The 24406-nt window shown below is 72.1% G+C and carries 21 protein-coding genes; 14 read left to right on the top strand and 7 right to left on the bottom strand.

Annotation, left to right across the window (positions count from 1 at the left end; genetic code table 11):
* Window positions 1-34: 34 nt before the first annotated feature.
* Together AB4K12_RS03060 and AB4K12_RS03055 are read left to right on the top strand one after the other, a co-directional pair.
* Complete coding sequence (locus AB4K12_RS03060) at window positions 35-1744, top strand: thiopeptide-type bacteriocin biosynthesis protein (RefSeq protein WP_368432659.1); 1710 nt, start codon at window positions 35-37, stop codon at window positions 1742-1744.
* A gap of 155 nt (window positions 1745-1899) precedes the next feature.
* Entirely contained in the window at window positions 1900-2310 is a 411-nt protein-coding gene (locus AB4K12_RS03055) for an ATP-binding protein (protein ID WP_368432658.1), read from the top strand.
* A 16-nt stretch (window positions 2311-2326) separates the two neighbouring features.
* Here the strand turns inward: AB4K12_RS03055 and AB4K12_RS03050 are convergent, their stop codons facing one another.
* Both AB4K12_RS03050 and AB4K12_RS03045 read right to left on the bottom strand, forming a co-directional pair.
* On the bottom strand, window positions 2327-3457 hold the full coding sequence (locus AB4K12_RS03050; protein ID WP_368432657.1) for a tetratricopeptide repeat protein: 1131 nt from the start codon (window positions 3455-3457) through the stop codon (window positions 2327-2329).
* Window positions 3454-4845: a 26S protease regulatory subunit gene (locus AB4K12_RS03045; protein ID WP_368432656.1), complete on the bottom strand. Its 1392-nt coding sequence runs from the start codon at window positions 4843-4845 to the stop codon at window positions 3454-3456. The genes AB4K12_RS03050 and AB4K12_RS03045 overlap by 4 nt, the downstream gene beginning before the upstream one ends.
* A 177-nt stretch (window positions 4846-5022) precedes the next feature.
* On the opposite strand from AB4K12_RS03045, the gene AB4K12_RS03040 reads away from it, so the two are divergent.
* The 3 genes from AB4K12_RS03040 to AB4K12_RS03030 all read left to right on the top strand — a co-directional run bounded on the left by AB4K12_RS03040 (window position 5023) and on the right by AB4K12_RS03030 (window position 8335).
* Window positions 5023-5712, top strand: coding sequence for a hypothetical protein (locus AB4K12_RS03040; protein ID WP_368432655.1), 690 nt, complete (start codon window positions 5023-5025; stop codon window positions 5710-5712).
* Between the two features lie 189 nt (window positions 5713-5901).
* Window positions 5902-6840, top strand: a complete 939-nt coding sequence (locus tag AB4K12_RS03035; RefSeq protein WP_368432654.1) for a zinc metalloprotease — start codon at window positions 5902-5904, stop codon at window positions 6838-6840.
* Window positions 6841-7108: 268 nt separating this feature from the next.
* Window positions 7109-8335 (top strand): beta-ketoacyl synthase, encoded by a 1227-nt coding sequence (locus AB4K12_RS03030; RefSeq protein WP_368432653.1) that lies wholly within the window; start codon window positions 7109-7111, stop codon window positions 8333-8335.
* A gap of 2 nt (window positions 8336-8337) precedes the next feature.
* Here AB4K12_RS03030 and AB4K12_RS03025 read toward each other — a convergent pair whose 3' ends face one another.
* Window positions 8338-8910, bottom strand: a complete 573-nt coding sequence (locus AB4K12_RS03025; protein ID WP_368432652.1) for a TetR family transcriptional regulator — start codon at window positions 8908-8910, stop codon at window positions 8338-8340.
* Between the two features lie 174 nt (window positions 8911-9084).
* Here AB4K12_RS03025 and AB4K12_RS03020 point away from each other — a divergent pair, with 174 nt between their 5' ends.
* The 3 genes from AB4K12_RS03020 to AB4K12_RS03010 all read left to right on the top strand — a co-directional run bounded on the left by AB4K12_RS03020 (window position 9085) and on the right by AB4K12_RS03010 (window position 11132).
* Window positions 9085-10275 (top strand): cytochrome P450, encoded by a 1191-nt coding sequence (locus tag AB4K12_RS03020; protein ID WP_368432651.1) that lies wholly within the window; start codon window positions 9085-9087, stop codon window positions 10273-10275.
* 2 nt (window positions 10276-10277) lie between these two features.
* Complete coding sequence (locus tag AB4K12_RS03015) at window positions 10278-10493, top strand: ferredoxin (RefSeq protein ID WP_368432650.1); 216 nt, start codon at window positions 10278-10280, stop codon at window positions 10491-10493.
* A gap of 222 nt (window positions 10494-10715) precedes the next feature.
* Window positions 10716-11132, top strand: a complete 417-nt coding sequence (locus AB4K12_RS03010) for a hypothetical protein (RefSeq protein WP_368432649.1) — start codon at window positions 10716-10718, stop codon at window positions 11130-11132.
* Window positions 11133-11372: 240 nt separating this feature from the next.
* Here the strand turns inward: AB4K12_RS03010 and AB4K12_RS03005 are convergent, their stop codons facing one another.
* Both AB4K12_RS03005 and AB4K12_RS03000 read right to left on the bottom strand, forming a co-directional pair.
* Window positions 11373-12458, bottom strand: a complete 1086-nt coding sequence (locus tag AB4K12_RS03005; RefSeq protein WP_368432648.1) for a polyprenyl synthetase family protein — start codon at window positions 12456-12458, stop codon at window positions 11373-11375.
* Window positions 12459-12564: 106 nt separating this feature from the next.
* A complete protein-coding gene (locus tag AB4K12_RS03000; RefSeq protein ID WP_368432647.1) occupies window positions 12565-14079 on the bottom strand; it encodes a PLP-dependent aminotransferase family protein in 1515 nt (504 codons plus the stop codon).
* Between the two features lie 152 nt (window positions 14080-14231).
* Here AB4K12_RS03000 and AB4K12_RS02995 point away from each other — a divergent pair, with 152 nt between their 5' ends.
* Window positions 14232-14885 (top strand): YitT family protein, encoded by a 654-nt coding sequence (locus AB4K12_RS02995; protein WP_368432646.1) that lies wholly within the window; start codon window positions 14232-14234, stop codon window positions 14883-14885.
* A gap of 89 nt (window positions 14886-14974) precedes the next feature.
* On the opposite strand, the gene AB4K12_RS02990 is transcribed toward AB4K12_RS02995, so the two are convergent.
* Together AB4K12_RS02990 and AB4K12_RS02985 are read right to left on the bottom strand one after the other, a co-directional pair.
* Window positions 14975-15763, bottom strand: coding sequence for a hypothetical protein (locus AB4K12_RS02990; protein ID WP_368432645.1), 789 nt, complete (start codon window positions 15761-15763; stop codon window positions 14975-14977).
* 885 nt (window positions 15764-16648) lie between these two features.
* The gene (locus AB4K12_RS02985) at window positions 16649-17035 is read right to left on the bottom strand and encodes a DUF5997 family protein (protein ID WP_368432644.1); all 387 of its coding nucleotides are present in this window, start codon (window positions 17033-17035) and stop codon (window positions 16649-16651) included.
* A 59-nt stretch (window positions 17036-17094) separates the two neighbouring features.
* Here AB4K12_RS02985 and AB4K12_RS02980 point away from each other — a divergent pair, with 59 nt between their 5' ends.
* From AB4K12_RS02980 to AB4K12_RS02960, 5 genes are all read left to right on the top strand, one after another.
* Entirely contained in the window at window positions 17095-17904 is an 810-nt protein-coding gene (locus AB4K12_RS02980) for a LysR family substrate-binding domain-containing protein (protein WP_368432643.1), read from the top strand.
* Between the two features lie 164 nt (window positions 17905-18068).
* On the top strand, window positions 18069-18923 hold the full coding sequence (locus AB4K12_RS02975) for an arylamine N-acetyltransferase (protein ID WP_368432642.1): 855 nt from the start codon (window positions 18069-18071) through the stop codon (window positions 18921-18923).
* A gap of 87 nt (window positions 18924-19010) precedes the next feature.
* Window positions 19011-19397 carry a hypothetical protein gene (locus AB4K12_RS02970; protein WP_368432641.1) on the top strand — a complete coding sequence of 129 codons (387 nt, stop codon included), beginning with the start codon at window positions 19011-19013 and terminating at the stop codon, window positions 19395-19397.
* 64 nt (window positions 19398-19461) lie between these two features.
* The gene (locus tag AB4K12_RS02965; RefSeq protein ID WP_368432640.1) at window positions 19462-22053 is read left to right on the top strand and encodes a DUF6185 family protein; all 2592 of its coding nucleotides are present in this window, start codon (window positions 19462-19464) and stop codon (window positions 22051-22053) included.
* A gap of 113 nt (window positions 22054-22166) precedes the next feature.
* The gene (locus AB4K12_RS02960) at window positions 22167-24359 is read left to right on the top strand and encodes an endonuclease (RefSeq protein ID WP_368432639.1); all 2193 of its coding nucleotides are present in this window, start codon (window positions 22167-22169) and stop codon (window positions 24357-24359) included.
* Window positions 24360-24406: the final 47 nt, after the last annotated feature.

Below are 24406 nucleotides of genomic sequence, written 5' to 3'. Positions count from 1 at the left end.
CCCCGCCGACCCATCCGACGAACAAGGGCCGCACGTGACGACGACCGACACCTGGCACAGCTTCCACCTCTTCCTGCACTCCGGCACCGAGGACACCGACGGCTTCCTGACCGAGGACGTGGCTCCGCTCCTCGACGGGCTGGTGGCGTCCGGGGAAGCGGCGCGCTGGTTCTTCATCCGGTACGGGGAGGACGGCCCGCACCTGCGGATACGGGTCGCCGGGCTGGGCGCGGCGGCCGCGGCCGAACTGCCGGAGGCCCTGGCCCGGGCGGCGAAGGAGCAGCCGGCGGTGGCGGGTTCGTGGCCGTCGCACCACGGCGAGGTCCGTGCGGTGGCGTACGTCCCGGAGACCCGCCGCTACGGCGGGCCGCGCGCGCTGCCGACGGCCGAGCGGATCTTCGCCGTCTCCTCTCGGGTGGCGGTGGAGGCGCTGCGCGACCTCCGCCGGATGCCCGCCGGCGCGGGACGCCTCACGCTCGCCGCGGACCTGGCCCATGCCACGGCGTACGCGCTCGGCATGGACCGGCTCGCGGCGGCGCGGTGGCTGCGGCGGCAGGCGGCGGGCTGGCGCTGGGTGGCCGAGGTGCCGCTGCTGCCGGGAGCGGCGGTGCACATGCGCGTCAACTCCGTGTACGGCGTGCAGCACGCGGCGCTGGACCGGCGGGCGCGGACCCTGCGGGAGGGGTTGAAGGAGGACGCGGGGGCGCCCTGGCTGGTGGAGTGGGTGCGCCGGGTACGGGACGCCGACGAGGTGCTGCGGGGCGAGGCGGACGCGGGGCCGGAGGTGGAGGTGGAGGTGGAGGTGGCGTGGGTCTGGGCGTCACAGCTCCACATGCTCTTCAACCGGCTCGGCATCACCCCGGACGAGGAGCGCGCGGTGTGCCGGCTCGCCGCCCGGACGCTGCTGGACGCGGGCGAGCCGCCGTCGTTCTTCCCCGACGGGCACAGCGCGCCCGACCTTCGGTATCTGGAGCGCAGCAAGTTCCAGATCGGGCGCAACGAGGACACGGCGCTGCGGCCGTTGCCGGCGCCGACTGCCGCTGCCGCTGCCGCTGCTGCCGCTGTGGAGAGTCCGCCGGAGGTTCCCCTTCCGGCGGACCGCCTGCCGGACGTGTCATTGCACACCGTGCTGGCGAACCGGGCGTCCTTACGCGGTCCGCTCGACGGACCGCTGGACGCCGGCTCGCTCGGCACGCTCCTGTGGAGCGCGCTGTCCGAGAGCAGCCGCTCCGAGCAGCGCCTCGCGGACGGCTCGGCCCGGTCCCTGGTCCACCGCCCGTACCCGAGCGCGGGCGCGCTCTACACGGCCCGCGTGCGCCTGCTCGCCCTGGACGTGGCCGGCCTTCCGGCGGGCACCTACGACTGCGTGCCCGAACGCCGGACCTTGCGCCCCGTCGGCCCGGTGCCGCCCGTCGCGGAGATCAAGCCGCTCTCGACGTACTTCTCCCGCCCGGCGGAGGACCCCGACTGGATCGGCGTCGACCGGGCGCCGGTCGTGCTGGGCCTGTACATCGACCTGGGCCTGCTGCGGCGCCGCTACGGCCTGCGCGCCCTGCGCCTGGCCCTCCTGGAGACCGGCCACCTGGCCCAGACCCTCCTCCTCACGGCCACGGCCCTGGGCCTGGCCGGAACCCCGCTGGGCGGCTTCCACGACGACCTGGCCCACGAACTCTTCGGCCTGGAGGACCTGGACCAGCCCCTCCAGTACCTCCTGCCGCTCGGGCGCCGCGCGGATCGGGGCTGAACGAGGCGGCACCGAACCGTGAGGTGAGCACCGCTCCGGACGACGGAGCGCGGAGGGGCATCACGACGGCCGACGTGTCCGGAGGCTTCCCCGGCTCGTTCTTGTCGCGAGAGCCCCTCACGCCGACGTTCTTCGAAGGAGTCCCGATGCGACCGATGCGACGAGTCCTCACGACAGCCGCCCTGGCGGCCGCGGCCCTGGGCGCGGGTCCCGGCGGGCAGGGTGCCGCCGCGTACGCGGCGGACCTGCCGACGGTTCTCGACCTCGGCGGACTGAGGGCCGTCGATCCCGGCAGCCTGGGCTCGGCGGTGGACGGAGCCGCCCGGAAGGCGACCGCGCTGACCGGTGAGGCCGGGAGCAGAGCGGTCAAGAAGACCGTACCCACGGTGGGCCGGACGGGTGGTACGGCGGTGAAGAAGACGACCACCGCCGTCCAGCGGGTCGGCGGCCACGCGGCGGGGTCGGCCCGCGAGGCCGTCGGCGCGACGGCAAAGGCGGCCACCCGGGACGGCCTGCCCGTCGGCGACCTGCCGCCCCGTGGGCTGAGGCCCCCGCACCTGTCCTGACGAGGGCGCGAGAGGCCTACTTCTTCTCGTTCTGCTTCCCGTTCTCCTTCTCGCGGCGTTCCTTCTCCACCCGCCGCCAGGAGTTCCCGAACCACATCGCGAGCACCACCGGTACCGCGCCCACGAGGGCGATCGTCTGCTCGTACCCCCGGTCCGTCCACGGGACGAGCACCAGCACGACCGCGCACAGCGTGCCCCACAGCGCCTGCGCGACGGGCAGCCGCGAGGGCCAGTAGCGCCGCAGCAGCGACCACACGGTGTTCCGCGCGCCCTGCGGAAGCTTGCGGTAAGCGAAGAACCAGGCCCCCAGGACCCAGGTGACGCTCATCAGCACCAGGGACCACAACCGCGTGTCGAGCGGCACGGGCAGCTCCCTGGGATCGTCGCCCGTCGGGAAGGCCCGTGATGTCAGGGCGGCGATGACGAGGCAGACCAGGGCGAACCAGCGGGTGCGGCGCAGCAGACCGAGAACGACCAGGTTGAGCCGGTGCTCGATGTAACGGGAGTCCGGATTGGAGCCCAGTGCGGCGCTGTACTCACCGGCCAGTTCCGGCAGCTTCATCTGCTGCGCGTCGCGCAGCAGCTCCGCGAGCTGGGCGCGCGCGTCGGCGTGGTCCGGATCCAGGCGCAGGGCGTTGCGGAGCGCCTGCTCCCGGACGTCGAGCCGGCCGATCAACTCCGCGGGGTGGGCCAGGTTGAAGTGCGCCGTGGCGCTCTCGGGGTCGAGCTCGACCACCTTGCGGTGCGCCTCGTAGCAGCCTTGGTGGTCGCCGGCGAAGAGCAGGCACCTGGCGAGAACGCTGTGCGCGGACGCCTCTTCGGGACCGACCCGGACGGCCTCCCGGGCAGCCTCGAGCGCCTCGTCGACGCGCATGAGGAACGGCAGCAGGAAGGCCCGCCGCTCCCACGGGTACCAGCACTCGGGGTCGGCGGCGATGCCCTCGTCCGCCGCCTTCAGGGCGCCCTCGTGGTCACCGGCGTAGAAGCGGCAGTGGGCGAGGTGCGACCACGCCCAGGCGTCCCCGGGCGCGTCCACCAGGTACCGGGCCAGGAGCTCACCGGCCTGCTCGTACCGCCCGATGTCCATGAGGGCGCCGGCGCGTTCCTTCAGCTCCGTGCCGGTGCCCGTCCCCGTGTTCGTGCTCACAGCATCTTCCGCTTCTTGAGGTAGACCAGCAGTTCGTCGTACGCCCCGCCCTCGTTGGCGAACTGGGCGACGTTGCGGGCCGAGGCGAACCACGGGCCGGTGGACGGGCGCACCTGGCCGAGCGCGGCCGTGAAGTCGGCCATGCCGATCATCCGGGCCTCGCCGGTCCGTACGGAGTCCATCAGCGCGCGCTCGGCGGCCGACTCGCACAGGTGCTTGAGGTCGGCGCCGGAGAAGCCGTCGGTCCGCTTGGCCAGTTTGGCCAGGTCGATGCCGGCGACCGGGCGGTCCTTGAGGTGGTGGCGCAGGATCGCCTCGCGCGCGGGCTGGTCGGGCGGCAGCACGAGCAGCATCCGGTCCAGGCGGCCGGGGCGGCGCAGGGCGGTGTCCACGTCCCAGGGGTGGTTGGTGGCGGCGAGCACGAAGACGCCGTCGTCGGCCGAACCGCTCACGCCGTCGAGCTCGGTGAGGAGCTGGTTGACGGTCGTGCGCATGCCGGTGTGCCGTATCTGGCTGCGCTTGGCGCCCAGCGCGTCGAGCTCGTCGAGGAACAGCACGCAGGGTGCGTTGCGGCGGGCCGTCTCGAAGAGCTGGCGGAGGTTGCGTTCGGAGTTACCCATCCACATGTCGAGGACGTCGCTGATGCTGACGGACATGAAGCGGGCGCCGAGTTCGCCCGCCACGGCACGGGCGATGTACGTCTTGCCGCAGCCGGGCGGCCCGTACATCAGCAGCCCGCCGCCCAGGCTCTTGCCGTACAGCCTGCGCAGCTCGGGATTGCGCATGGGGGCGAGGAACGCGGCCTCCAGACGCTCCTTCACCTCGTGCATGCCGCCGACGTCGGCCAGGGCGAGGGTGCCGCTCTCGACGTCCCAAGGGGACGACGCGTCGTCGTCGTACGGACCGGTGGGGCGGTCCTGGGCGGGGAGCGGGCTCTGCGGGCTCGAGGGGCCCGGTGAGGTCTGCGGGCTCTGCGTGCTCTGCGTGCTCTGCTCCGTCCGGGCTTCGGTGGTCTCTTCCGTGACCGACCGTACGAAGCGGGGCGGGACGACGGCCGACAGCTCGTCCTCGGCGCGCTGCCAGTCGTACCTGCCGGAACCGCCGGGGGCGGGCGCCGGGGTGGGGTCCTGCGCCGGTTCCTGAGGCGCCGAAGGTTGCGGGAGCGTGGCCGGAGGCGCGACGGCGGGTGCGACGGCGCGCCCCATCAGGGCCTGCGCCTCGGCGTTGCCCGGCTCGCGCTGCAGGGCGGCGGCGAGCTGGGCGATGGCCTCCTGTTGTCGCCCGTGCCCGAGCAGGAGTTCGGCGAAGTGCAGCCGCAGGGGCACGTCGTCGGGAGCGGCGTCGACGGCGGCGCGCAGGCTTTTGAGGAGGGGGGACTCGTCGGGCATGCGCCAAAGAATAGTTCGGCGGCCACGGCCCACGGCGGGCGGCTTCGGGGCCGGCGGTCGCTACGGGCCGGCACGGTACGAGACGGATGGCGACGGCCCGTCTGTACGTGACGACTCACCAAACGCTTTAGGGTGTGCACCGGAAACCGCACGTCAGCCGATGCAGGGAGATTCCGCGTGGGAGTGTCCGGGATACCCGGGGCATCCGGGAACACGGCCGAAGCCGCGGCCTTCGCGCCGCGCAGGACGCTGAACTCCCTCCTGTGGGCCGTGCTGATTCCGGTGGTCGCCACGGCGGCCGGGTTCCTCGCCCAGTACCCCTACGGCATGCTGTGGGCCGGGATCGTCATCGTCCTCGGCGCGACCGCTGCCGCGGCGATCGTGGCGGGCGGCATGTGGAACCGGGCGGGCGCCGCGACCCTGGCGTCCTTCGCGACGCTGGCGCTCGCGCTCTTCGGCGGACCCACCGTGTACGAGACCTACGTCAAGACGTTCGGCGAGCGGGTCGACGCCCTGGTCGCCGACACCGGGCAGCGGGTCAACGCCAAGGGGACGAAGCTCGACGTCTGCCGTGTGGTCGACACGACGGGCCGGGTCCAGGACGTGTCCGAGCAGCAGAACTGCCACGGTCAGTTCAAGCCGAAACAACATGTGGTCCTGTTCAACGACCCGCTCGGTGGCCTCGACCCATGGGTGGAGGCCACCGGTGACCGCACCCTCGACCCCGTCGGCCCGGCCTGCACCGGCGGCCTCTTCGCCCTGACCGGTGGGGCCCTGTTCTACGCCGGGCAGCGGCGGCGGACGGACCGGCACATGGCACTGCGGCAGCGCCGCGGGTACGGGGCTCCGCGCCGCTCGGAGCCGTGACGGCCGCCCTGACCGACGCCTGGACCGGGCCTCCCGGTGCGCACGCATCTTTTGCCCCGGTTCGCAACGCGCATTAGCCTTTTAGTGAAAGGCTTTTCCCGCGCCTTTCTCCCAGCATGCCGACCGTCACCGGCATCAATTCCCTCACCGGTCACAGCCGCTTCGCGCGGCCGAACCCGGAGGTGCAGCGTGAGTACTCCGACACGCCGGGGCTGCGGCACGATGCCGGTTCACCACCGGCTGATGGCCGAGAACCCCGAATACGCCAGCGCTCGCGTCGAGATCGAGAACATGGCCTTCGCCTACGAGACCGGCGCCGCGACCAGCGACCGCGAAGGCCCGACCCGGATCCCGGTCGTCGTCCACGTGGTCTTCAACACCGCCTCGCAGAACATCAGTGACGCCCAGATCACCAGCCAGATCGACGTACTGAACAAGGACTATCGGGCGCAGAACACGGATATCGGCCAGGTGCCGCCGGTATGGAAACCGCGCGTGGCCGACAGCCGCGTCGAGTTCGAGCTCGCAACGAAGGACCCCGACGGGCAGCCCACCGACGGCATTACACGCACCCAGACCCAGAAACAGAAGTTCAGCACCCAGACCGACGACGTGAAATCCGCGTCCACCGGCGGCCACGACGCCTGGCCGGCCGACAAGTACCTCAATATCTGGGTCTGCCCACGGATCTTCGACCCCAAGGAGCCGACGAACGAGATCCTCGGCTACGCCCAGTTCCCCGGCGGCCCCGCCGAAACGGACGGAGTGGTCATCGGTCACCGTTTCTTCGGCACGACCGGCACCGCGGCGGCCCCCTTCAACCTCGGGCGCACCGCGACCCACGAGGTGGGCCACTGGCTCAACCTGCGGCACATCTGGGGCGACGACGGCGAAGGCTGCAGCGGCAGCGACCTCGTGGCCGACACCCCGAACGCCGGCGGCCCCAACTTCGGCACCCCCACCTTCCCAAAGGTGACATGCATGAACGGGCCGGACGGCGACATGTTCGTCAACTACATGGACTACACGGACGACAAGGGCATGTTCATGTTCACCAAGGGGCAGGTCGACCGCATGGCCGCGACCCTCGACTCCTTCCGCTCATCGTTCAACGGCAGCGGCCCCTGATGAGAACGCGCCCCCCTGAGAGCGCACGTCCGTGAAGCGGAGCCCGGCTCGGGAACCCGGCCGGGCCCCAGGGGGAGACGCTCACCGTAGCCACAAGATCAATTGTATTGATCTTACAGATTCCGGCCGTCGATTCGGTGGGCTGGGGAGAGCAAGGCCGCCCCCAACATGCTGGCAGTGTCACTTTCATGCCGTACGGATCAGGGCCGCGGGTCACCGCGGGCCTTGTTGGCTTTCTACTGACGCAGCAGGCATGGAGGGGCGGAGAATGAGGATGGGCGACGACCGCGAGGTGCTCGTGACCGGCCTGGGGGCGATCACGCCGCTGGGCGCCGGGGTCGCGGCGATGTGGGAGGGGATGCTCGCCGGGGAGTCCGGGGTGGGGCGGCTCGGGGAGGAGTGGCCGGCGGATCTGCCGGTGCGTGTGGCGGGGACGGTTCCTGTCGATCCGTTGTCCATGCTGGGGCGTGTGGAGGCCCGTAAGTGGGACCGGTGCGAGCAATTGGCCATGATCGGTTCGCGCGAGGCGTGGCAGGACGCGGGGCGGCCCGAGGTGGAGCCGGAGCGGCTCGCCGTCGTCATCGGTACGGGGACCGGCGGCATCCTCACCACGCTGGGGCAGGACGACGTCTACGAGCGGTCGGGGGCGCGCCGGCTCTCCCCGTACGCCGTGCCGATGCTGATGCCCAACGGGCCGGCCGCGTGGGTCAGCATGGAACTCGGTGCGCGGGGTGGTGCGAGGACCCCGGTGAGCGCCTGCGCCTCGGGGGCGGAGGCCATCGCCATGGGCCTGGACCTCATCCGGGCCGGACGGGCCGACGTGGTGGTGGCGGGTGGCGTCGAGGCGTCCCTGCATCCGTTCTGCATCGCCGCGTTCGCGCAGATGAAGGCCCTCTCCACGGACGAGGGCGACCCGCGGGCTGTCTCCCGTCCCTTCGACGCCGAGCGCAGCGGCTTCGTCATGGCCGAGGGCGCCGGGGTGGTGGTGCTCGAGCGTGCCGGGTTCGCCCGGGCCCGGGCGGCGCGGGCGTACGGGCGGCTGGCCGGGGCCGCCGTCTCCTCCAGCGCACACCACATCACGGCCTCGGACACGGACGGCCAGGTGCACGCCATCCGGACGGCGCTGCGTGACGCCGGCCTCGAGCCTCGTGACATCGACAACGTCCACGCGCACGCCACGTCCACCGAGCCGGGGGACCTCGCCGAGGCCCAGGCGATCGCGCAGGCCGTGGGCGGGCACGCGGCGGTCACGGCGACGAAGTCGATGACGGGCCACATGCTGGGTGCCTCCGGCGCCGTGGCGGCCGTGGCCGCCCTGCTCACCCTGCGGGACGGGATGCTGCCGTCGATCCGCAACCTCGACCGGCCCGGTCCCGGGATCGACCTGGACGTGGTCCGCGGCCGGAGCCGCGCCGGAAACTGGTCGGCCGGACTGGTCAACTCCTTCGGCTTCGGCGGTCACAACGCCAGTCTGGTCGTCACCCGCGAGGGCTGACATCACGGCAGGCGCTCCAGGAGGGTGCGGGCCGCGTCCAGCATCAGCCGGCACACCTTCTCCGGGTCCGCGCCGGCCAGGGGTTCCTGGCGCACCACGACGCGGGTGAGACCGATGCCGAGCAGCCAGGCGACGACGAGGGCGGCGCGCAGATCGGCGTCGTCGGCGCGGGTGAGGCCGGCCAGCACCTGGGAGTACTCCTCGGTCAGGCGCCGGTTCGTCCGTGCCGCCTCGTCGTCGCCGCCGACGGAGCGCAGGAAGACCTCGAGGGTACGGTCGGCCGACGCTCCGCCGGCGGGTTCGAGCAGGCCCCGCAGGGCGGTCTCCAGCAGTTGCCCGGCCGGGGTGTCCCGCAGCTGTTTGTGGCCGTTGCGCGCCACGACCTCGCCGAAGAGGGCGGTCTTCGAACCGAAGTAGCGGAAGAGCAGGGTCTGGTTGACGCCCGCGCGGGCCGCTATCGCGCGGACGGTCGTCCGGTCGTAGCCGCGTTCGGCGAACAGCTCGGCCGCCGCGTCGATCAGGGACCGGCGGGTCGCCTCGGCGTCCCGCCGGCGTACCGGCTTCTCTGTGGTCATCCCTTACTCCTCACCGGACCGGCCCATCGTGTCAAGGTGGCCGATCTCCGTGCGGACAGGCCCCGTTGACGTCCTTCCTACCCGGTCCTACGGTCGATGTAAGCAGCTGCTTACATCACTCGACCGCTCCGGGCGCGGGTTCCCGCCGCCCCGGCGAAGGGAGCAGAGGTCCGGATGTCCACCTCCCCCAGCGAGCCCACCGCCTATCCCTTCAACGAAGCCGCCGGACTGGCCCTGTCCGGGAAGTACGACACGGCGCGCCGCAGCGAGGGGCTGACGCGCGTGAGGCTGCCCTACGGCGAACCGGCCTGGCTCGTCACCCGCTACGCGGACGCGAAGCTGGTCCTGGGCGACCGGCGGTTCAGCCGCGCCGACGCCGCGGGGCACGACGAGCCCCGCCAGTCGCCCGGACGGGCCGACGGCGGCATCCTCTCCATGGACCCGCCCGACCACACCCGGCTGCGCACCCTGGTGACCAAGGCGTTCACCGTGCCGCGCGTGGAGCGGCTGCGGCCGGAGGTGCGCGCCCTGGCCGAGAGCCTGCTGGACGACATGGTGGCGGCGGGACCGCCGGCCGACCTCGTCGAGGCCTACGCCCTGCCGATCCCCGTCGCCGTGATCTGCCGTCTGCTCGGAGTGCCCGAGGCCGACCGGCCGCTCTTCCGCAAGTGGAGCGACGACGCGCTGTCCACCAGCTCCCTCACCGCCGAGGAGTCGGACGCCAGCCGCGAGGAGCTGCGCGCGTACATGGCGGAGCTGATCGCCGACCACCGGGCCCGGCCCGCCGACGACCTGATGACGGACCTGATCGGGGCCCGCGACAAGGACGACCGGCTGTCCGAGCGGGAGCTGATCGACCTGTGCGTGGCGGTCCTGGTCGCCGGCCACGAGACCACGGCCACGCAGGTCCCCAACTTCGTGCACATCCTCCTCGACCACCCCGGCGAGGTCGCACGGCTCCACGACCGTCCGGACCTGATCCCCGGCGCGGTCGAGGAACTGCTGCGCTTCGTGCCGTTGGGCATGGCGGCGAGCATGGCCCGCTACGCCACACAAGACGTCGAGGTGGGCGGCACCCTGGTGCGCTCGGGCGAGCCGGTCCTGGTGTCCGTGGGGGCCGCCAACCGCGACGCTCTGCGCTTCTCCGCGCCCGACACGCTCGACCTCGGGCGGGAGGGCAACCAGCACGTGGGCTTCGGGCACGGCGTCCACCACTGCCTGGGGGCGCCGCTGGCCCGGCTGGAGCTCCAGGAGGCGCTCCGGGCACTGGTCCTGCGGATGCCGGGCATTCATGTGGCCGGTGACATCGTGTGGAAGACGGAGATGCTGGTCCGCGGGCCGCGTTCGATGCCGGTGGGGTGGTGAGCGTGGCCTGGCGTGTGGCGGTGGACCGCTCGCGGTGCATGGGCTCGGGAATCTGTACGGCCCTGGCGCCCTCGGCGTTCGCGCTCGACGGCGAACGGTCCCGCCCGCTGTCCGAGGAGACCGCTCCGGACGATGCGCTGCTGGACGCCGCCGACTCCTGCCCGGCGGGGGCCGTCACCGTGACCGAGGACGGGCGGGTGCTCGGCCCTCGCGACTGACCCGTGAGCGGAAGGGTGCGGCGGAAGGGTGTGGCGGCCTTCCGGTTCATCGGTTCATCCGTTCCGCAGGGCCCCGGCACCGGCTCCGCGCGCCGCGCGAGGGGCCCTCCGGGGCCCCTCGCGAATGCTCGTCACCCCATTGAGTCGTGTCGTTGTGCGAATTGGCTCAACAGGCGTGTTTCTTATATCGTTTGACTCGCCATCACGAAAGGAATACGTCCAATGGCTGTCAAGTTTGAGCAGGTTGACGAATCGGTAAAGGACGAGCCGGGAGTAGAGCCCGTTCTCGTTCCGCTGGGCGAGCAGGAAATCACAACGTATTGGCGGAAAATGCGCCATGACGACCTGAACCCCGAAGTCACCGACGGTGTGTACACCGTTGAGATTCTGGTGCCGGTAATGAGCACCGAGGAGTACGAGACCGGGGAGGAGCTCGAGGACGGCAGCCAGGAGATCGCCACCCGTCCCTGCCTGACCCACGAGCGGCGGGAAGTCGATCTCGGCAAGGAATCCCTGGAGAAGTACTTCGAGGCGCTCGCGCCCTTCATCGCCGTCGCGCGCGAGGCGCAGGCCGTTCCGCAGCAGGGCCGCAAGCGCCGCGCCAAGGCGGGCAAGCCGGCCACGGACGGTCTCGCGTAAGGGCCTGGGCAATCCCGCGGGGCCCTCGGAACGCAGGGCCCTGACCACAGGGCCCTGAACTCAGGGGCCCGCGCACGACGCCGCAGGGGCGACTACCGAGACCGGTGGTCGCCCTTTTCACGCTCCCGGCGGCGATGCGAAAACGGAAAAACCGCACCCCGGACCCGTGATTCCCCTGATCTTCGGAGGAGATTTTCCGGCTTGCGGAGAATATCCGCCGGGCCGTCGGGACGCGCCCGGTCAGAGCGTCCGTTCCATGCCCCACAGGGGCAGGTGTTCGAAGAAGGCCACGGCCTCCTCGCGCCAGAACGGCCGCCATTCGGCCGCCGCGGCCGAGGCCGCCTCTGCATGGTGGCGCATGGCCGAGCGCAGCCCGTCCTCGACGCCCCGCCGGCGGGCGATGTCCCGGATCCGGTCGACGGTCTCCGGCGCGCAGCCGGGGTCGCCCAGGGCGCTCTCCACCACGGCCCGTTCCGGCCCGGTGGTCGCGGCCAGGACCGCGCTCACGGCGTAGCTGCGGCGGCCGGCGCGGATGTCGGAGCCCGACGGCTTGCCGACGACGCTCTCGTCGCCGAAGAGGTCGAGGTAGTCGTCGCGCATCTGCCCGAGAACGCCGACCGGTGTCGCGTACCGGCGCAACCGCTCGTCGTGGCGGGCCAGGTCCTCGCCTGCGGCCAGCAGTCCCAGGCGCAGGGGCGCGAGGATCGAGTACCGCGTGCTCTTGTACTCGGTGACGGTGTGCAGCAGGTCCTCGCCGGGCAGGGGTTCGAAGTCGCGTTCCAGGTCGACGACCTGACCGACGACCGTGTCCGTCGCGGCCCGCGTCTGCACCTCGAGCAGAGCCTGCCGCAGCTCGGCGGGGGCCTTCGCCTCCAGCAGCACCCGCAGGGACAGGAAGGCGGCGAGATCCCCGGCCAGCACGGCGAGGCCCAGGGCCGTCCGGTCACGGTCCGGGAACTCCTGGAGGTAGGCGTAGTACGTCGACGCCCCGCCGCGCCGCACGGGGGCGTCGTCGATGATGTCGTCGTGGACGAGCCCGTGCGTCTGGAGCAGTTCGAGGCTCAGCGCGGCTTCCTCCAGCCCCGGGACGTCCTCCGTCGTCACCAGCCGGGCCGCCTCGTACATCAGCGCGACCCGCAGCCGCTTCCCGCCCCGCAGGGAGAGGTCCCGCAGGAGTTCCAGGCAGCGGGGGGTGAAGCGGCTGAACGGTGGAGCGCCGAGGTCGCCCGCCAGCCCGTCGAAGTACGCCTCGAAGCGGGCGTCGAACCGGCGCCGGTGTCCGGCGACGCGTTCGATGGCGGCGGTGGCCAGGGCCTTGTCGTTCATGACGACCATTCTCCGGCAGCTACGGAAGACCCCGGACCCGCCCCTCCCCCACACCCAACGGCGCCATCGGACACGCCCTAGGCCGGGGTGCGGTGACAGGTCGTTCTCAGGCGATCCAGCGCGGTCGCCGGGCGGCGGGTGCGAGCGGCAGGCCGTCGGCGAGCGCGGCGGCCATGCGCTGCACGGCCTCGCGCAGCGCGTCGGGGGTCGCGGTGTAGGGGATGCGCATCCGCTGTTCGAAGATGCCGGGGTAGGCGCCGAAGTAGCCGCCGCCCTCGATGCGTACCCCGCACTCGCGCGCCTGCTCGGCCAGCGGCGAGGCGATGGGTTCGCCGAGGTCGACCCACAGGGACAGCCCGCCGGCCGGCGTGCGCCAGGTCCACCGCGGCATGTGCTCGGCCAGGGCTTCGCTCAGGGCGGCGCGCCGCGTGCGCAGCTGTTCCAGGCGGGTGGGCAGCAGCTCCTCGGCCCGGGTCAGCAGGTGCAGGGCCAGCAGCTGGTCGACCACCGAGCCGCCCATGTCGTTGGCCATGCGCTGGCCGGCGAGCTCGGTGACCACCTGCGAAGGGGCGCGCAGCCAGCCGATGCGCAGGCCGGCCCAGTGGGTCTTGCTCATGGAGCCGATCGTGACGATCTGGCCGCTGCCGCCGGGCCCTGCGTGGGAGGCGAAGGGCTGTGGGGCGGGAACGTCGAGGGCGAGGTCGGTCAGCGTCTCGTCGATGACCAGCCAGGTGCCGGTGCGTTCGGCGGCGCGCAGGACGCGCTCGCGATCGTGGCCGGGCATGAGGCAGCCGGTCGGGTTGTGGAAGTCGGGTATGAGGTAGGCCAGTTGGGGCACGACCTGGCTCAGCGTGGACTCGACGACCTCGATGTCCCAGCCGGTGTCGGTCACCGGGACGGACACCGGGCGGAGCCGGGCGCGGCGCAGTGCTTCCAGGGCGTTGGGGTAGGACGGGTTCTCGACCATGACCCGGTCGCCCGGTCCGCACAGCAGTCCCACGGTCAGCGTGAGCGCGTGCTGGGCGCCGGCGGTCACCAGGATCTGTTCGGGCACGGTGGCCAGGCCCCGCAGGGTGAAGCGTTCGGCGATGGCCGCCCGCAGGTCCGGGAGGCCGTAGGGGTGGTAGCCGGGTGTGTCCGCGTGCCGGGCCAGGTGGGGGGCGATGTGGACGAGCGCGTCGGCGAGTACGTGCTCCGACAGGCCGGGGGCGGCCCTGGCCAGGTCGATGGCGGCGTCGGGGGATTCGAGGGCCCGCGCGATGCGACGGGGGGTGCGGCCTTCCGGCATGGCCGTCCAGGTGCCGGAGCCCTGGCGGCTGTAGGCGTAGCCGTTCTCGCGCAGCAGGTCGTACACGGCGGTGACGGTGGCCCTGCTGGTGTTCAGGGCGGCCGCCAGTTCCCGCTCGGCGGGGAGGCGTACGTGCAGTGCGATGCGTCCGTCGAGGATCAGGTCGCCGATCTGGCGGGCCAGGTGGCGGAAGGCCGGCCTCATGCCCGTCGGGTCGGGCAGCATGGCGGCCAGTTGCCGGCTCCCCAGCGTCCGGTCGGAGCGGCCGGCCCTCTCCCCGCGCCGCAGCGGGTCCACCGCGTCCATTCCCACCACTTCCCCGAGATTGGCCATGTTTTCCAGGCCAATCACTGTACAGACTCACCGCCATTGGCCCGTGAGGGCGGATCAGCGCACAGAGACGGGTCGGAATGCGGCAGAAGATCATGGTTGATGACGAGCGCCGGCGGCGGCACTTCCCGGGGAGACGGCCTACGCCCCCGCCCGTGGGGCGCCCGTCCCCGCCGCCCCTCGCCTACCTCCCCCTCGGCGAGCATCCGCTCCGGCGCGTACCCCAGCTGTTCGCCGGTCTCACCCTCTACGGGTTCAGCCTCGCGGTCATGATCCGGGCCTCGCTGGGCGTCAGCCCCTGGAGCGTGCTGTACGAGGGGGTGACGCGGTACACGTCCCTGAGCTTCGGCATGGTCAACGGCCTCTTCGGTGCCGCGGTGCTCCTGCTCTGGATTCCGCTCCGGCAACGGCCCCGGTTCGGCACCGTCGCCAACATCGTCGTCCTGTCGTTCTCGTCGGACCTCGGCCTCTCGCTCGTCCCCGCGCACCTGGACCTGCCCGCGCGGGTGGGCCTCCTCGTCGGCGGTGTCCTCCTCAACGGGCTGGCTGGCGCCGTCTACATCGGCGCCCGCCTCGGCCCCGGCCCCCGCGACGGGCTGATGACGGGTGCGGCCGCGGGTACCGGCCGCTCCATCCGGTTCGTCCGCACGCTGATCGAGATCACCGTGCTCACCATCGGCTGGCTGCTCGGCGGGACGGTGGGCGTCGGAACGGTGCTGTACGCGGCCGCGGTCGGCCCGGTCACCCAGGCCTTCCTCCCCCGGTTCACCTACCGGAGCACCGCCGCCGATCATCCTGGCGGGCGGTAGCCGGGGCCCGGCCGGACCATAGCCGGAGGGGCCCGGTGGCCCGCCCCGCCGTGAGACGGAGAAGAAGCCATCGGGCCCTGGACGGAGGATCAGCTCTCGCAGTTGCTCTCGGTGCCGAGGAAGGGGATGTCCTCCTGACAGATGTCGTTGCCCGGGCCGCCGTCCACGGTGCCGGTGGCTTCGGCGCCTTCGTGGATGTTGTCGTTGCCGGCCCCGCCGGAGACCACGCAGGCGTTGGCGTCGGTGACGTCGATGGTGTCGTTGCCGTCTTCGCCGGCGACCGTGCTGGCGTTGCAGGTGGTGACGGTCAGTTCGTCGGCGCCGTCACCGCCGTGGATGCTGCCGCCGTCGACGCCGAGGGCGAGGACGTTGACGTTGGCGAAGTCGTTGCCGGTGCCGAGGAACGCGTCGTCGGCGAGCACCGTGCCGTGGACGATGAACCGGTCGGCGTTGGCCCCGGTGTTGACCAGGCCGGAGTTGTTGCCGGTGATCTCGACGGTGTCGTCGCCGTCGCCGGTGGATATCGACCGGCCCGCATGGTTGCCGAGGACGCGGACGGTGTCGTTGCCGGTGCCGGTGTCGAAATCGGCCAGGGTGTCGAGAGACCCTGCCGTGACGATGTCGTTGCCGGGGCCGGAGATCACGGTGCCGCCTGCGTCGGCGAGGATGGTGATGGTGTCGTTGCCGCCGAGGCTGTTGACGGTCTGGCCGGGCAGCAGGAACGGGCAGACGATGTTGTCGGCGCCGGCGGTCTCCGCTCCTGTGCACTGAAGCGGCAGGGCGGAGGCGCTGGTGGCCGTCAGGCCGACCACGCCGAGGGACATGAGCGACACGGCGGCCAGCCAGGCCAGGCCACGGCGCAGGGGGATCGCGTGCATGACGGGTCTCCTCTCGGCCCGTCCCCGCGGAGGGCGGGGCGGGCGAACCGGGGGTGTGTGACCGAAGGGGTTTCACCACGCGGACTCCACGACCCGGTGGACCTTGTGCGTCGGCACGAGGGGAGGTCTTCGCGGACTGGGGGCGCGCGGGGCGGGTGAAAGCGCTTTCGCGAGAGTCGGGCGCTGGGAGCGGGATGTTCCGCCGCTGCCGTGCTCCGGCGGCGCCTTCACCGGAGCTTGAAGTGTGCGCGCCGACTGGCCGAAAACAGGAGGCGCGCACAGGGGCGTGCCGTGGTGCGGATCAGCGCCCGGGCCGTCTGCGAGCGCCGGTCACCAGGTGGACTGGCGTGACGTGCGAGGGATGAGCGGGCCGTCCCGGTCGGGCCGGGCCTCTGTGAGCACGTAGGGGGATGGCTGCGAGGATCCGGTGGGGGTGGCGATGTGGGCCATGGGAGAGCCGGCGGAGCCGGAGCCTCACCACGCTGCCGATGCCGAGGAGTTCGTCGCCGCCCTGCGGCATCTCAAGAGACGCTCGGGGCTGACGTACCGGCAGCTGGAGGAGCGGGCGGCGGAGCGTGGTGACGTGCTGCCGCGCAGCACCCTCGCCGACGTCCTCGGCGGGAGGACCATGCCGCGCCCGGACTTGCCTGACCGCCTGCGCGCGAGCGCCGCCTCGCAGGGCAGCATGATTCGTACGCCCATGCTGCCGTCGCGGAACGCCCCTCGCCACGCGCAGGTCAGCGTCGCCTACCGCGAGCTGGAGGCGTACACGGGAAGCGACAACGTGACGAGGGTGAAGCCGTACCCCAGCCGGGACGCCCAGGCCGCCGGCTACGGGCCGCCGAACGGGCGCGCCGGCCGGTTACGCGGCGTGTTCGACCGGCTTCAGGAGGCCTGCTCGGCGTCCTTCTTCTCCTTGATGCGCGCCGCTTCCTTGCGGACCTCGGCCTGGGTGGCGCGCTCCCGGCGCAGCCACTCGGGCATCTCCTGCTTCAGCGCGTCGATCTGCTCCGTGGTGAGGGCGTCCGTGACGCCGCCACGGGCGAGGCCGGCGATGGAGACGCCCAGCTTCGCCGCGACCACGGGCCGGGGGTGGGGGCCGTTGCGTCGCAGCTCCTGCAGCCACTCGGGCGGATCGGCCTGCAGCGCGTTGAGCTCGTCGCGCGAGAGGACCCCCTCCTGGAACTCGGCGGGGGTGGCTTGGAGGTACACACCCAGCTTCTTCGCCGCGGTCGCGGGCTTCATCGTCTGGGTGGTCTTGTGCGACGTCATGGGGTCAAGGGTATTCGAGCATGTGCGCTACCTCTGACCACGACCGGTAATCTGGGCGGGTGACAGGCTCGGAAACACACCCTTCGTTCCGGCTCGCCTACGTCCCGGGAGTGATGCCCACGAAGTGGGTGCGGATCTGGAACGAGCGGCTGCCCGACATCCCGCTGGACCTCGTCTCGGTGCCGGCCGCCGCGGCGGGTGACCTGCTGCGCGACGGCGGTGCCGACGCGGGTCTCGTACGGCTGCCGGTGGACCGGACGGTTCTCAGCGCGATCCCTCTCTACACCGAGACGACCGTGGTCGTGATCCCGAAGGATCACCTCTTCGTGGCGGTCGAGGAGGTGTCCGCGGCGGATCTGGCCGACGACGTCGTCTTCCACCCGCTCGACGACACCCTCGACTGGGAGCACCCCCCGGGCCGGCCCGCCATCGAGCGCCCCGCCACGACGGCGGACGCCATCGAGCTGGTGGCGGCGGGAGTGGGCCTGCTCGTCGTGCCGCAGTCGCTCGCCCGCCTGCACCACCGCAAGGACCTCACGTACCGGCCGATCACGGACACCCCTCAGTCGAGCGTCGCCCTGTCCTGGCCCGAGGAGAAGACCACCGATCTGGTGGAGGACTTCATCGGGATCGTCCGCGGGCGGACCGTCAACAGCACCCGGGGCCGCTCCTCCGCCCAGGCCCCCGCGCAGCCGAAGAGCAAGCGTCCCGACCGCAAGCCCTCGGGAGGCAAGTCCGCGGCGGGCAAGCCGGCCGGCAAGGGAGCCGGCAAGGCGGGCGGCGGCAAGGGCGTACGCGGCGGTTCCGGCGGTGGTTCCGGCGGCGGCCCCAAGGGTGCCAAGCGCGGCAAGCCGCGCCGCCGGCCTTAGCCCGGTCGCACGCCTCGCGGGGCGGTCGTAGACCGGCCGCCCCACCACTGTGACCTGCGAGCCTAGGTCCAAGGGCCGAGGCGAGTACCGACTCGGGGCAGAGGTGCGCGTACGGCCCGTCGCCTACGGTCGTGGTGAAACGATCGACAAGCGGGGGAAACACCATGCACACGGGCCGTACGCACGACTGGAACGGCGACCTGTTGGATCTCGACGCCTACCTGGACCGCATCGGGTACCGGGGGGAACGGGCGCCGACGCTGGAGGTGCTGCGCGCGCTGCACCGCGCGCATGTCACCTCGATACCGTTCGAGAACTTCGACGCCGTCCTCGACATCCCCATCCTCCTGGACATCCCGTCCGTCCAGGACAAGCTGGTGCGCGGGCGCCGTGGCGGCTACTGCTTCGAGCACGTCGTCCTGTTCGCCGCGGTCCTGCAGCGGCTGGGATTCGAGTTCACCGCGATGAACGGGCGGGTGACGCTCGGCGAGGAGAAGATCCTTCCCGCCACGCACGCGCTGCTGGCCGTGACCGCCGCCGACGACGAGCGGCTGTGGCTGTGCGACGTCGGGTTCGGCTGCGGGCCGCTGGAGCCGGTCGAGCTCGCGGACGGCGCCGAGGCCGACTTCGACAGCTGGCGGTTCCGGCTGGAGCGGCGCGAGGGGCCGTTCGGCATCGACGACTGGTGGCTGTACCAGTACGGCGCGGACGGCTGGCGGCACCGGCACACCTTCACGCTGAACCCTCAGTACACGATCGACTTCGTGGTGGGCAGCCACTTCGTCGCCACCCACCCGCGGTCCCCGTTCTCGGCGCGCCTGTTCGCCCAGCGGTTCAGCGCCACGCACCACCACCGGCTCGACATGACGGCCTGGACCACCTTCGGCCCCGACGGCTCGTCCACCGAGCGGAAGATCGAGCCGGCCGAGCTCGGGCGGGTACTGGAGGAGGAGTTCAACATCGTCGTGAGCGCCGAGGACCTCGCGCGGCTCGAGGAGGGGCTCGCCTCGGCCCCGTGATCCACCCGCGTTGCGGGCATATGTCCGCATATTTACTCTGCTAATGCCAGTGATTCATGCCATCAGGGGGCACGCAGAGGAGCACGCATGGGACAGCAGACGATCACTTCCGGCCGGGCGCTTCCCCGTTTCGAGGAAGCCGAGGGCCTGGGCCCTCAGGACAGCGCGTTCGTCCGTGACCTCGTGGCCGTGCTGGAGAAGCACGGCAACCTCGACCGGTTCGGCCTGTGCCTGCTGCACGACCACTTCCCCGTCGCCTCCGACGAGGTCATGGTCGAGACGCACGACATCAAGGCCCGTACGCTCCGCATCGAGGTCGAGAAGGCCGCGACCACTGGCCACACCCAGCCCTCCCAGTGGCGGTTCACGAAGACCGGCGGGAACGGCGACGAGGCCGAGAGTCACGTGTGCCAGGTGATTCTGCAGTGCACTCCCGTCAGTGGATGTCCGGGAAGCAAGAGCGCGACGTCGTGAGCGTGCGCCGGGGGCCCTGCCGCCCCGGCCCGGCCGGGGTCCGCCCCGGCCGCCGTACGCCCCCGTGACCGGCGGCGCGCGGGCGGGGCGGGACGGCGGCCCGGGGCCGTGGCGCCGCTGGGCCGTACTCCTGCTCCTGGGCCTGGCGGCATGGTGGGGCGTGTCCCCCGCTCCGGCGAACGCCGCCGGGCCCGTGGGCGCCGACGACTGCCACACCGCGCAGCTGACCGATGCCCACACCGATGTCGATCTACGGCTCGAGAACCACGCCCGCTCCGTCGCCGAGGCCTCGGGGCTGATGACGGTCCGGGTGCCGACCGCCTGGCTGTACGCCAGCGACCTGCTGCTGAGCGAGAGTTCCGAGCCCCACCGGCGGGCGATGCGCTGCCTGCTGCGGGCCCCGGACACCATGAACCGGCCCGAGGAGTGGCGCACGCACAGCCCACGGGTCAGTGCCCAGGCGTCCTGGGTGGAGGTCCGGTACGAGACGCAGTTCCGGTTCAACAACGGCGGGCATTTCAACGCCGGCCCGTGGGTGATGGACGTCCACACCAAGCAGTGGGGTCTGTCCCTCGCCCCGCCCCCGGCCCTGAGGGGCGCCCACTGGGACCGCGTCCGGATCGACCTGGGAGGGCTCGACGCCTCCCAAGTGACCCCGAGGCCCTCGGGGGCGGACGAAGGGCACCTGATGTGGTCCGGGCTCGGGCGGACCGGGGCGGCGGGCCCCAGGGTGACCGTGCAGGTCATCCCTCCTTGGCAACGCGCCTGGGCGGCGACCAGCGCCAGCAGCGAGCCATGGCTGGTCGCCAACGCCGCCGGCATGACCACCTGGTGGGTGGGCACGTCGATCGTCCTGATCCTGGCCGCCCTGCGCGCCCGGCGTCAGCCGGCCGGCCCCGAGCTCACCGAACTGGAGACGAGCAGCAGCACCGCCCTGTGGTGGTGGGGCGCGCTGAAGGCCGTCCTCGGCGTGATGATCCTGCTGTTCTACAAGGCGCTCATCAACACCGCCGATCTCCTCTCCGACAAGCCGCCGGCCTGGCTGGACTACAGCATGCGCTGGCCCGTGCTCATCGGCGTGGTGGCGGGCTGGCTGCTGGTCGTCTCCGCCCGGCCCAGAAGAACCGTGCTGATGGCCGCCACTCTCCTCGCGGCGGGTGCGGCCCTGGTGGCCGCGGACCCGTCCCTGTTCGGGCTCCCCGCGCCACTGGCCACACCCACCGGCCCGGCCGACGCGGGCTTCGCCGTGCTGGTGGCGGAGGTCTGGGCCCTGCAGTGGCTGTGGCTGGCGGGCACCGCCCTGTGGGCCTGGTCGCTCGCCCGCCAGGGCGGACTGCTCCGCCCCACGTCCACCCCCTGGCGGCTGCGCCGCCTCGGCCCCGCACTCGCCGCGCTCTCCCTCCTGCTCCTGGCGTGGGGCACATGGGCCATCGAACGCAAATGGGAGCGGATCAGCTGGCTGGCCGACCGTGAGATCGCCGCGTACCACACCCAGCACGTGGCCTCCCTGGCACGCGACATGGCCTCCTTCTCCTCCCAGATCCCCACGTGGTACTACACCCACACCTGGGTGCTGACCGGTCTCGCGATCGTCGCGCTGCTACGGGCCAGGGACCTCGCTCCCACCGTGCCGTACGCGAGCCCCACCCCCCTGGACCGCCTCCTGCTGGCCGTGTTCTTCGCCGTCGTGGTCGCCTGGCGCCAGGGGTCCTACGCCGGCAGCCAGGCACTCGCCGCCCTCTGGCTGGTGCTCGACATCGCCGCCCTCTACGGCCTGCTGGCCATCGGGCAGCGACGGGCCGTCCTCACCCAGCACCTCGAGGGCTGCGACGGCTCCCCCCAACTGTGCGAAACAATCACCGAGGCCGAGCGCAACGACCTGATCAATCGCGCCCGCCGCTACCGCGAGCTGACCACGAGCCTGCGCACCATGGATCAGGCGGGAGGCGAGAACGCCCTCAAGCGGCACGCGGTGGAGAAGGAACTGAGCCGGCTGCACCGCTGGCGCCCCGCGCCCGGGGCCGACGGCGCGCCACGGCCCTGGCTGCCGGCCCAGGTCACGGTCGTCGACGTGGCCCTCAGCTGGGGGCCGCACGCCAAGTGGTGGGACAACGCACGCCGCGCGGCCGTCCTGGCGGCCGCCTTCGGCCTTCCCGGCAGCATCCTGATGGTCTGGATGGCCTACTCGCCGCAGGGCGAATGGATGCGCCGGGGCGTGTACATGTTCGGCGCCCCGGAGATGCTGTTCATGTTCGTCTACTGGGAGCTGGTCTGGGCCGGCGCGGGCCTGGTGCTGGGGGCGCTGTGGCGCCTGCTGCCGGGCCGCCGCGGCCCGGCCCGCGCCCTGAGTCTGACGCTCGCATACGCCCTCCTGATCGGGCTTGGCCTCCTCGGCAACCTCATCACCGACCAGGAGATCGGCAACGTCGCCGTCGGCATCTCCCTGATGCTGCTGGTCCTCACCCTGACCAGCCTCGCGATGGACGCCGACACCTTCCGCTCGGAGCGGCGTTTCTGGCCCAACCGCATCGGGCTGCTGCTCTCCATCTACCAGATCCGCAGCTTCTCCGCGCAGGTCGCCTACATCCTGATGCAGCTGGTCGCGGTGCTGACCATCCTCAAGTTCTTCGCCGGCTCCGACACCCGGTGGAAGTAGCCCCCACCCTTGTTGCGCCATGTGGGTGACACCCAAGAGGAGGATCCGACCGGCACGTGCCCAGACTGGGAGGTAATGAGCGGTTCTGTCCCTTCCAAGTAAGGAGACAGCGCATGGCGACGATCGAGTACCTCCCCCGGACGGAGTTCCTGCGGCAGACGGAGCGGGCGACCGAGCGCTACGAGGCACGGACGCGGGAGCGCCAGGCCATCCGGAAGGCACTCGACGACCGCGGAGTGCTGCACGCGGACGCACCCGACCGGGTGACCAAACGGCTGGCGCGCCTGGGGGCGAGCTGGCCGCTGGCCACCGCGCTGGAGCGGACGCCGCGCGAGGCCACCACGGGACGGAGCCTGGCGGGCCTGGCGCCGGACAGCTTCGGCGCGGACGTGCTCGCGCTCGAGCGCCTGATGGGGCGCAATGACCTGGTCGACGTCGGCTTCCTCGAGGCCGGCTCCCTGGCCGCGCGATCCGTCGGGCGGGTGTTCGTCGGTGGCCGTGGGGCGCACTACGGCACGGGCTTTCTGGTGTCCGAGTCGTTGCTGCTGACCAACAACCATGTGCTCCGCGATCCCGAGCAGGCCGGGCGCGGCCTCGTCCGGTTCAACTACCAGGCCGGGGCCGACGGGCGGCCGCTGGAGCCGGTGGAGTTCGATCTCGAGCCCGCCCGGTTCTTCGTCACCGACCGGCACCTGGACTTCACCCTGGTCGCCGTGGCCGACCGGAGCCGCCACGGTGAACCGCTCGGCACCTTCGGCCGACTCGGGCTGAGCGAGGCCCAGGGCAAGGTGATCCTCGGGGAACTGGTGAACATCGTCCAGCACCCGGGCGGAGAGCCGAAACAACTCGCGCTGCGCGAGAACGAGGTGGTCGACCTGCTCGACGACTTCGTCCAGTACGGAGCCGACACCCGGCAGGGGTCCTCGGGAGCGCCGGTCTTCAACGACCAGTGGGAGGTCGTCGCCCTGCACCACGCCGGCGTGCCCGCGAAGGGTGCCGACGGCCGCTACCTCGCGGTGGACGGAAGCGTGTGGACCCCGGAGCAGGGCGAGGAACGGCTGGCCTGGAAGGCGAACGAGGGCGTACGGATCAGCCGGATCCTGCGGGCCGTGCGCGAGGCCGCCGTCTCCGGCTCGGCCCCGGAACTGCGCGCGCAGCTGCTCGAGACACCCACCGGCCTCCCCGGGCCCGTCGACCTGCCCCCGCCGCCGGCCGGCACGGCACCGGCACCGGCACCGGAGATATCCGGCCGGAGCGACTCCGGCGACGTCGTCCACCTGACGGTGCCCCTGCGGATCGCGGTCGGCATCGCCGGCGTCGGCCGTCCGTCGTGGGCCGGTCCGGCGCCCGACGGCGATCGCGGTGCCCCGTCGCCGCCCCTCCCGCTGGCCTACGGCCGGCCGGCGTACGGACCGCCGACGGACGGCCGCGTTCCGTACCCCGAAAGGGAGCTCCAGGCCGCCCTGGTCAACCTCGAGGCCGGCCGCGACCGCCCCTACTACGAGGCCGAGGCCGACCAGGCCGCGCGGCAGGAGTACTACGCCCCCCTCCCGGGCGTCACCGGCGCCCCACTGCGGCAAGCGCTGACCGACCTCCTGGAACGGACCCACGAGAGGCGCCCCGCCTACAAGCCGATCATGCTGCTGTACCCCTGGGTGGACCTGCACCCCGACCTCGAGCTGCGCGGCATCTACTCCGGCGAGAGCTTCAGTCCGGAGGAGTTCATCCGGGCCGACGCCGAGGCCGAGGCCGCCCGCTTCGAGCGCTGGCGGGAGCTTCTGGCCCGTGAGGCCGCGCTCGGGCCGGACGCGGTCGCCGCCGAGATGGACGCCCTGGAGGACGCCGTGCTCTTCAACTGCGAGCACGTCGTGCCGCAGTCGTGGTTCACCAAGCGTGAACCCATGCGCGGGGACCTCCACCATCTCTTCGCCTGCGGCACGAAGTGCAACAGCTTCCGCGGCAACATCCCCTATTTCGACTTCGCCGATGTCCAGGAGGTCATCAAGACCGCCTGCGGCCGCCGCGAGAGCCAGGGGTTCGAGCCCTCGGCCGGCAAGGGGCCCGTGGCCAGGGCGACGTTCTACTTCCTCCTGCGCTATCCCGGCCTCATCGGGGACGCCCCGGGCGAGCTGCGGCGCGAACGGCTGGAGATGCTGCTGACCTGGCACGAGTCGGAAGCCGTCGGCGAGTACGAACGGCACCGCAACGCCGCCATCGCCGAGATCCAGGGCGACCGCAACCCCCTCGTCGACCACCCCGAATGGGCGCGCGACCTGGACTTCGAGCACGCCTGGCCGACGGGCTGAGCGGGCCCCCCGGCCCTGGGCCGGGGGCGGGGGCGGGCCCGGCGTGG

This window comes from Streptomyces sp. C36 (genome assembly GCF_040932295.1).
In the GTDB taxonomy this organism is placed as follows: Bacteria; Actinomycetota; Actinomycetes; order Streptomycetales; family Streptomycetaceae; genus Streptomyces; species Streptomyces triculaminicus.
The sequence above is the reverse complement of the archived record's forward strand: the minus strand, read 5'-3'. Positions and strand labels throughout refer to the sequence as shown.

Excerpts from the sequence above, each read along its gene's own strand:
- AB4K12_RS03045 (WP_368432656.1), bottom strand. The coding sequence starts at position 4,845 with ATGCCCGACGAGTCCCCCCTCCTCAAAAGCCTGCGCGCCGCCGTCGAC.
- AB4K12_RS02985 (WP_368432644.1), bottom strand. The coding sequence starts at position 17,035 with ATGACGTCGCACAAGACCACCCAGACGATGAAGCCCGCGACCGCGGCG.
- AB4K12_RS03020 (WP_368432651.1), top strand. The coding sequence starts at position 9,085 with ATGTCCACCTCCCCCAGCGAGCCCACCGCCTATCCCTTCAACGAAGCC.
- AB4K12_RS03030 (WP_368432653.1), top strand. The coding sequence starts at position 7,109 with ATGAGGATGGGCGACGACCGCGAGGTGCTCGTGACCGGCCTGGGGGCG.
- AB4K12_RS03010 (WP_368432649.1), top strand. The coding sequence starts at position 10,716 with ATGGCTGTCAAGTTTGAGCAGGTTGACGAATCGGTAAAGGACGAGCCG.
- AB4K12_RS02970 (WP_368432641.1), top strand. The coding sequence starts at position 19,011 with ATGGGACAGCAGACGATCACTTCCGGCCGGGCGCTTCCCCGTTTCGAG.
- AB4K12_RS03055 (WP_368432658.1), top strand. The coding sequence starts at position 1,900 with ATGCGACGAGTCCTCACGACAGCCGCCCTGGCGGCCGCGGCCCTGGGC.
- AB4K12_RS02960 (WP_368432639.1), top strand. The coding sequence starts at position 22,167 with ATGGCGACGATCGAGTACCTCCCCCGGACGGAGTTCCTGCGGCAGACG.
- AB4K12_RS03005 (WP_368432648.1), bottom strand. The coding sequence starts at position 12,458 with ATGAACGACAAGGCCCTGGCCACCGCCGCCATCGAACGCGTCGCCGGA.
- AB4K12_RS03000 (WP_368432647.1), bottom strand. The coding sequence starts at position 14,079 with ATGGCCAATCTCGGGGAAGTGGTGGGAATGGACGCGGTGGACCCGCTG.
- AB4K12_RS02990 (WP_368432645.1), bottom strand. The coding sequence starts at position 15,763 with ATGCACGCGATCCCCCTGCGCCGTGGCCTGGCCTGGCTGGCCGCCGTG.
- AB4K12_RS02975 (WP_368432642.1), top strand. The coding sequence starts at position 18,069 with ATGCACACGGGCCGTACGCACGACTGGAACGGCGACCTGTTGGATCTC.
- AB4K12_RS03025 (WP_368432652.1), bottom strand. The coding sequence starts at position 8,910 with ATGACCACAGAGAAGCCGGTACGCCGGCGGGACGCCGAGGCGACCCGC.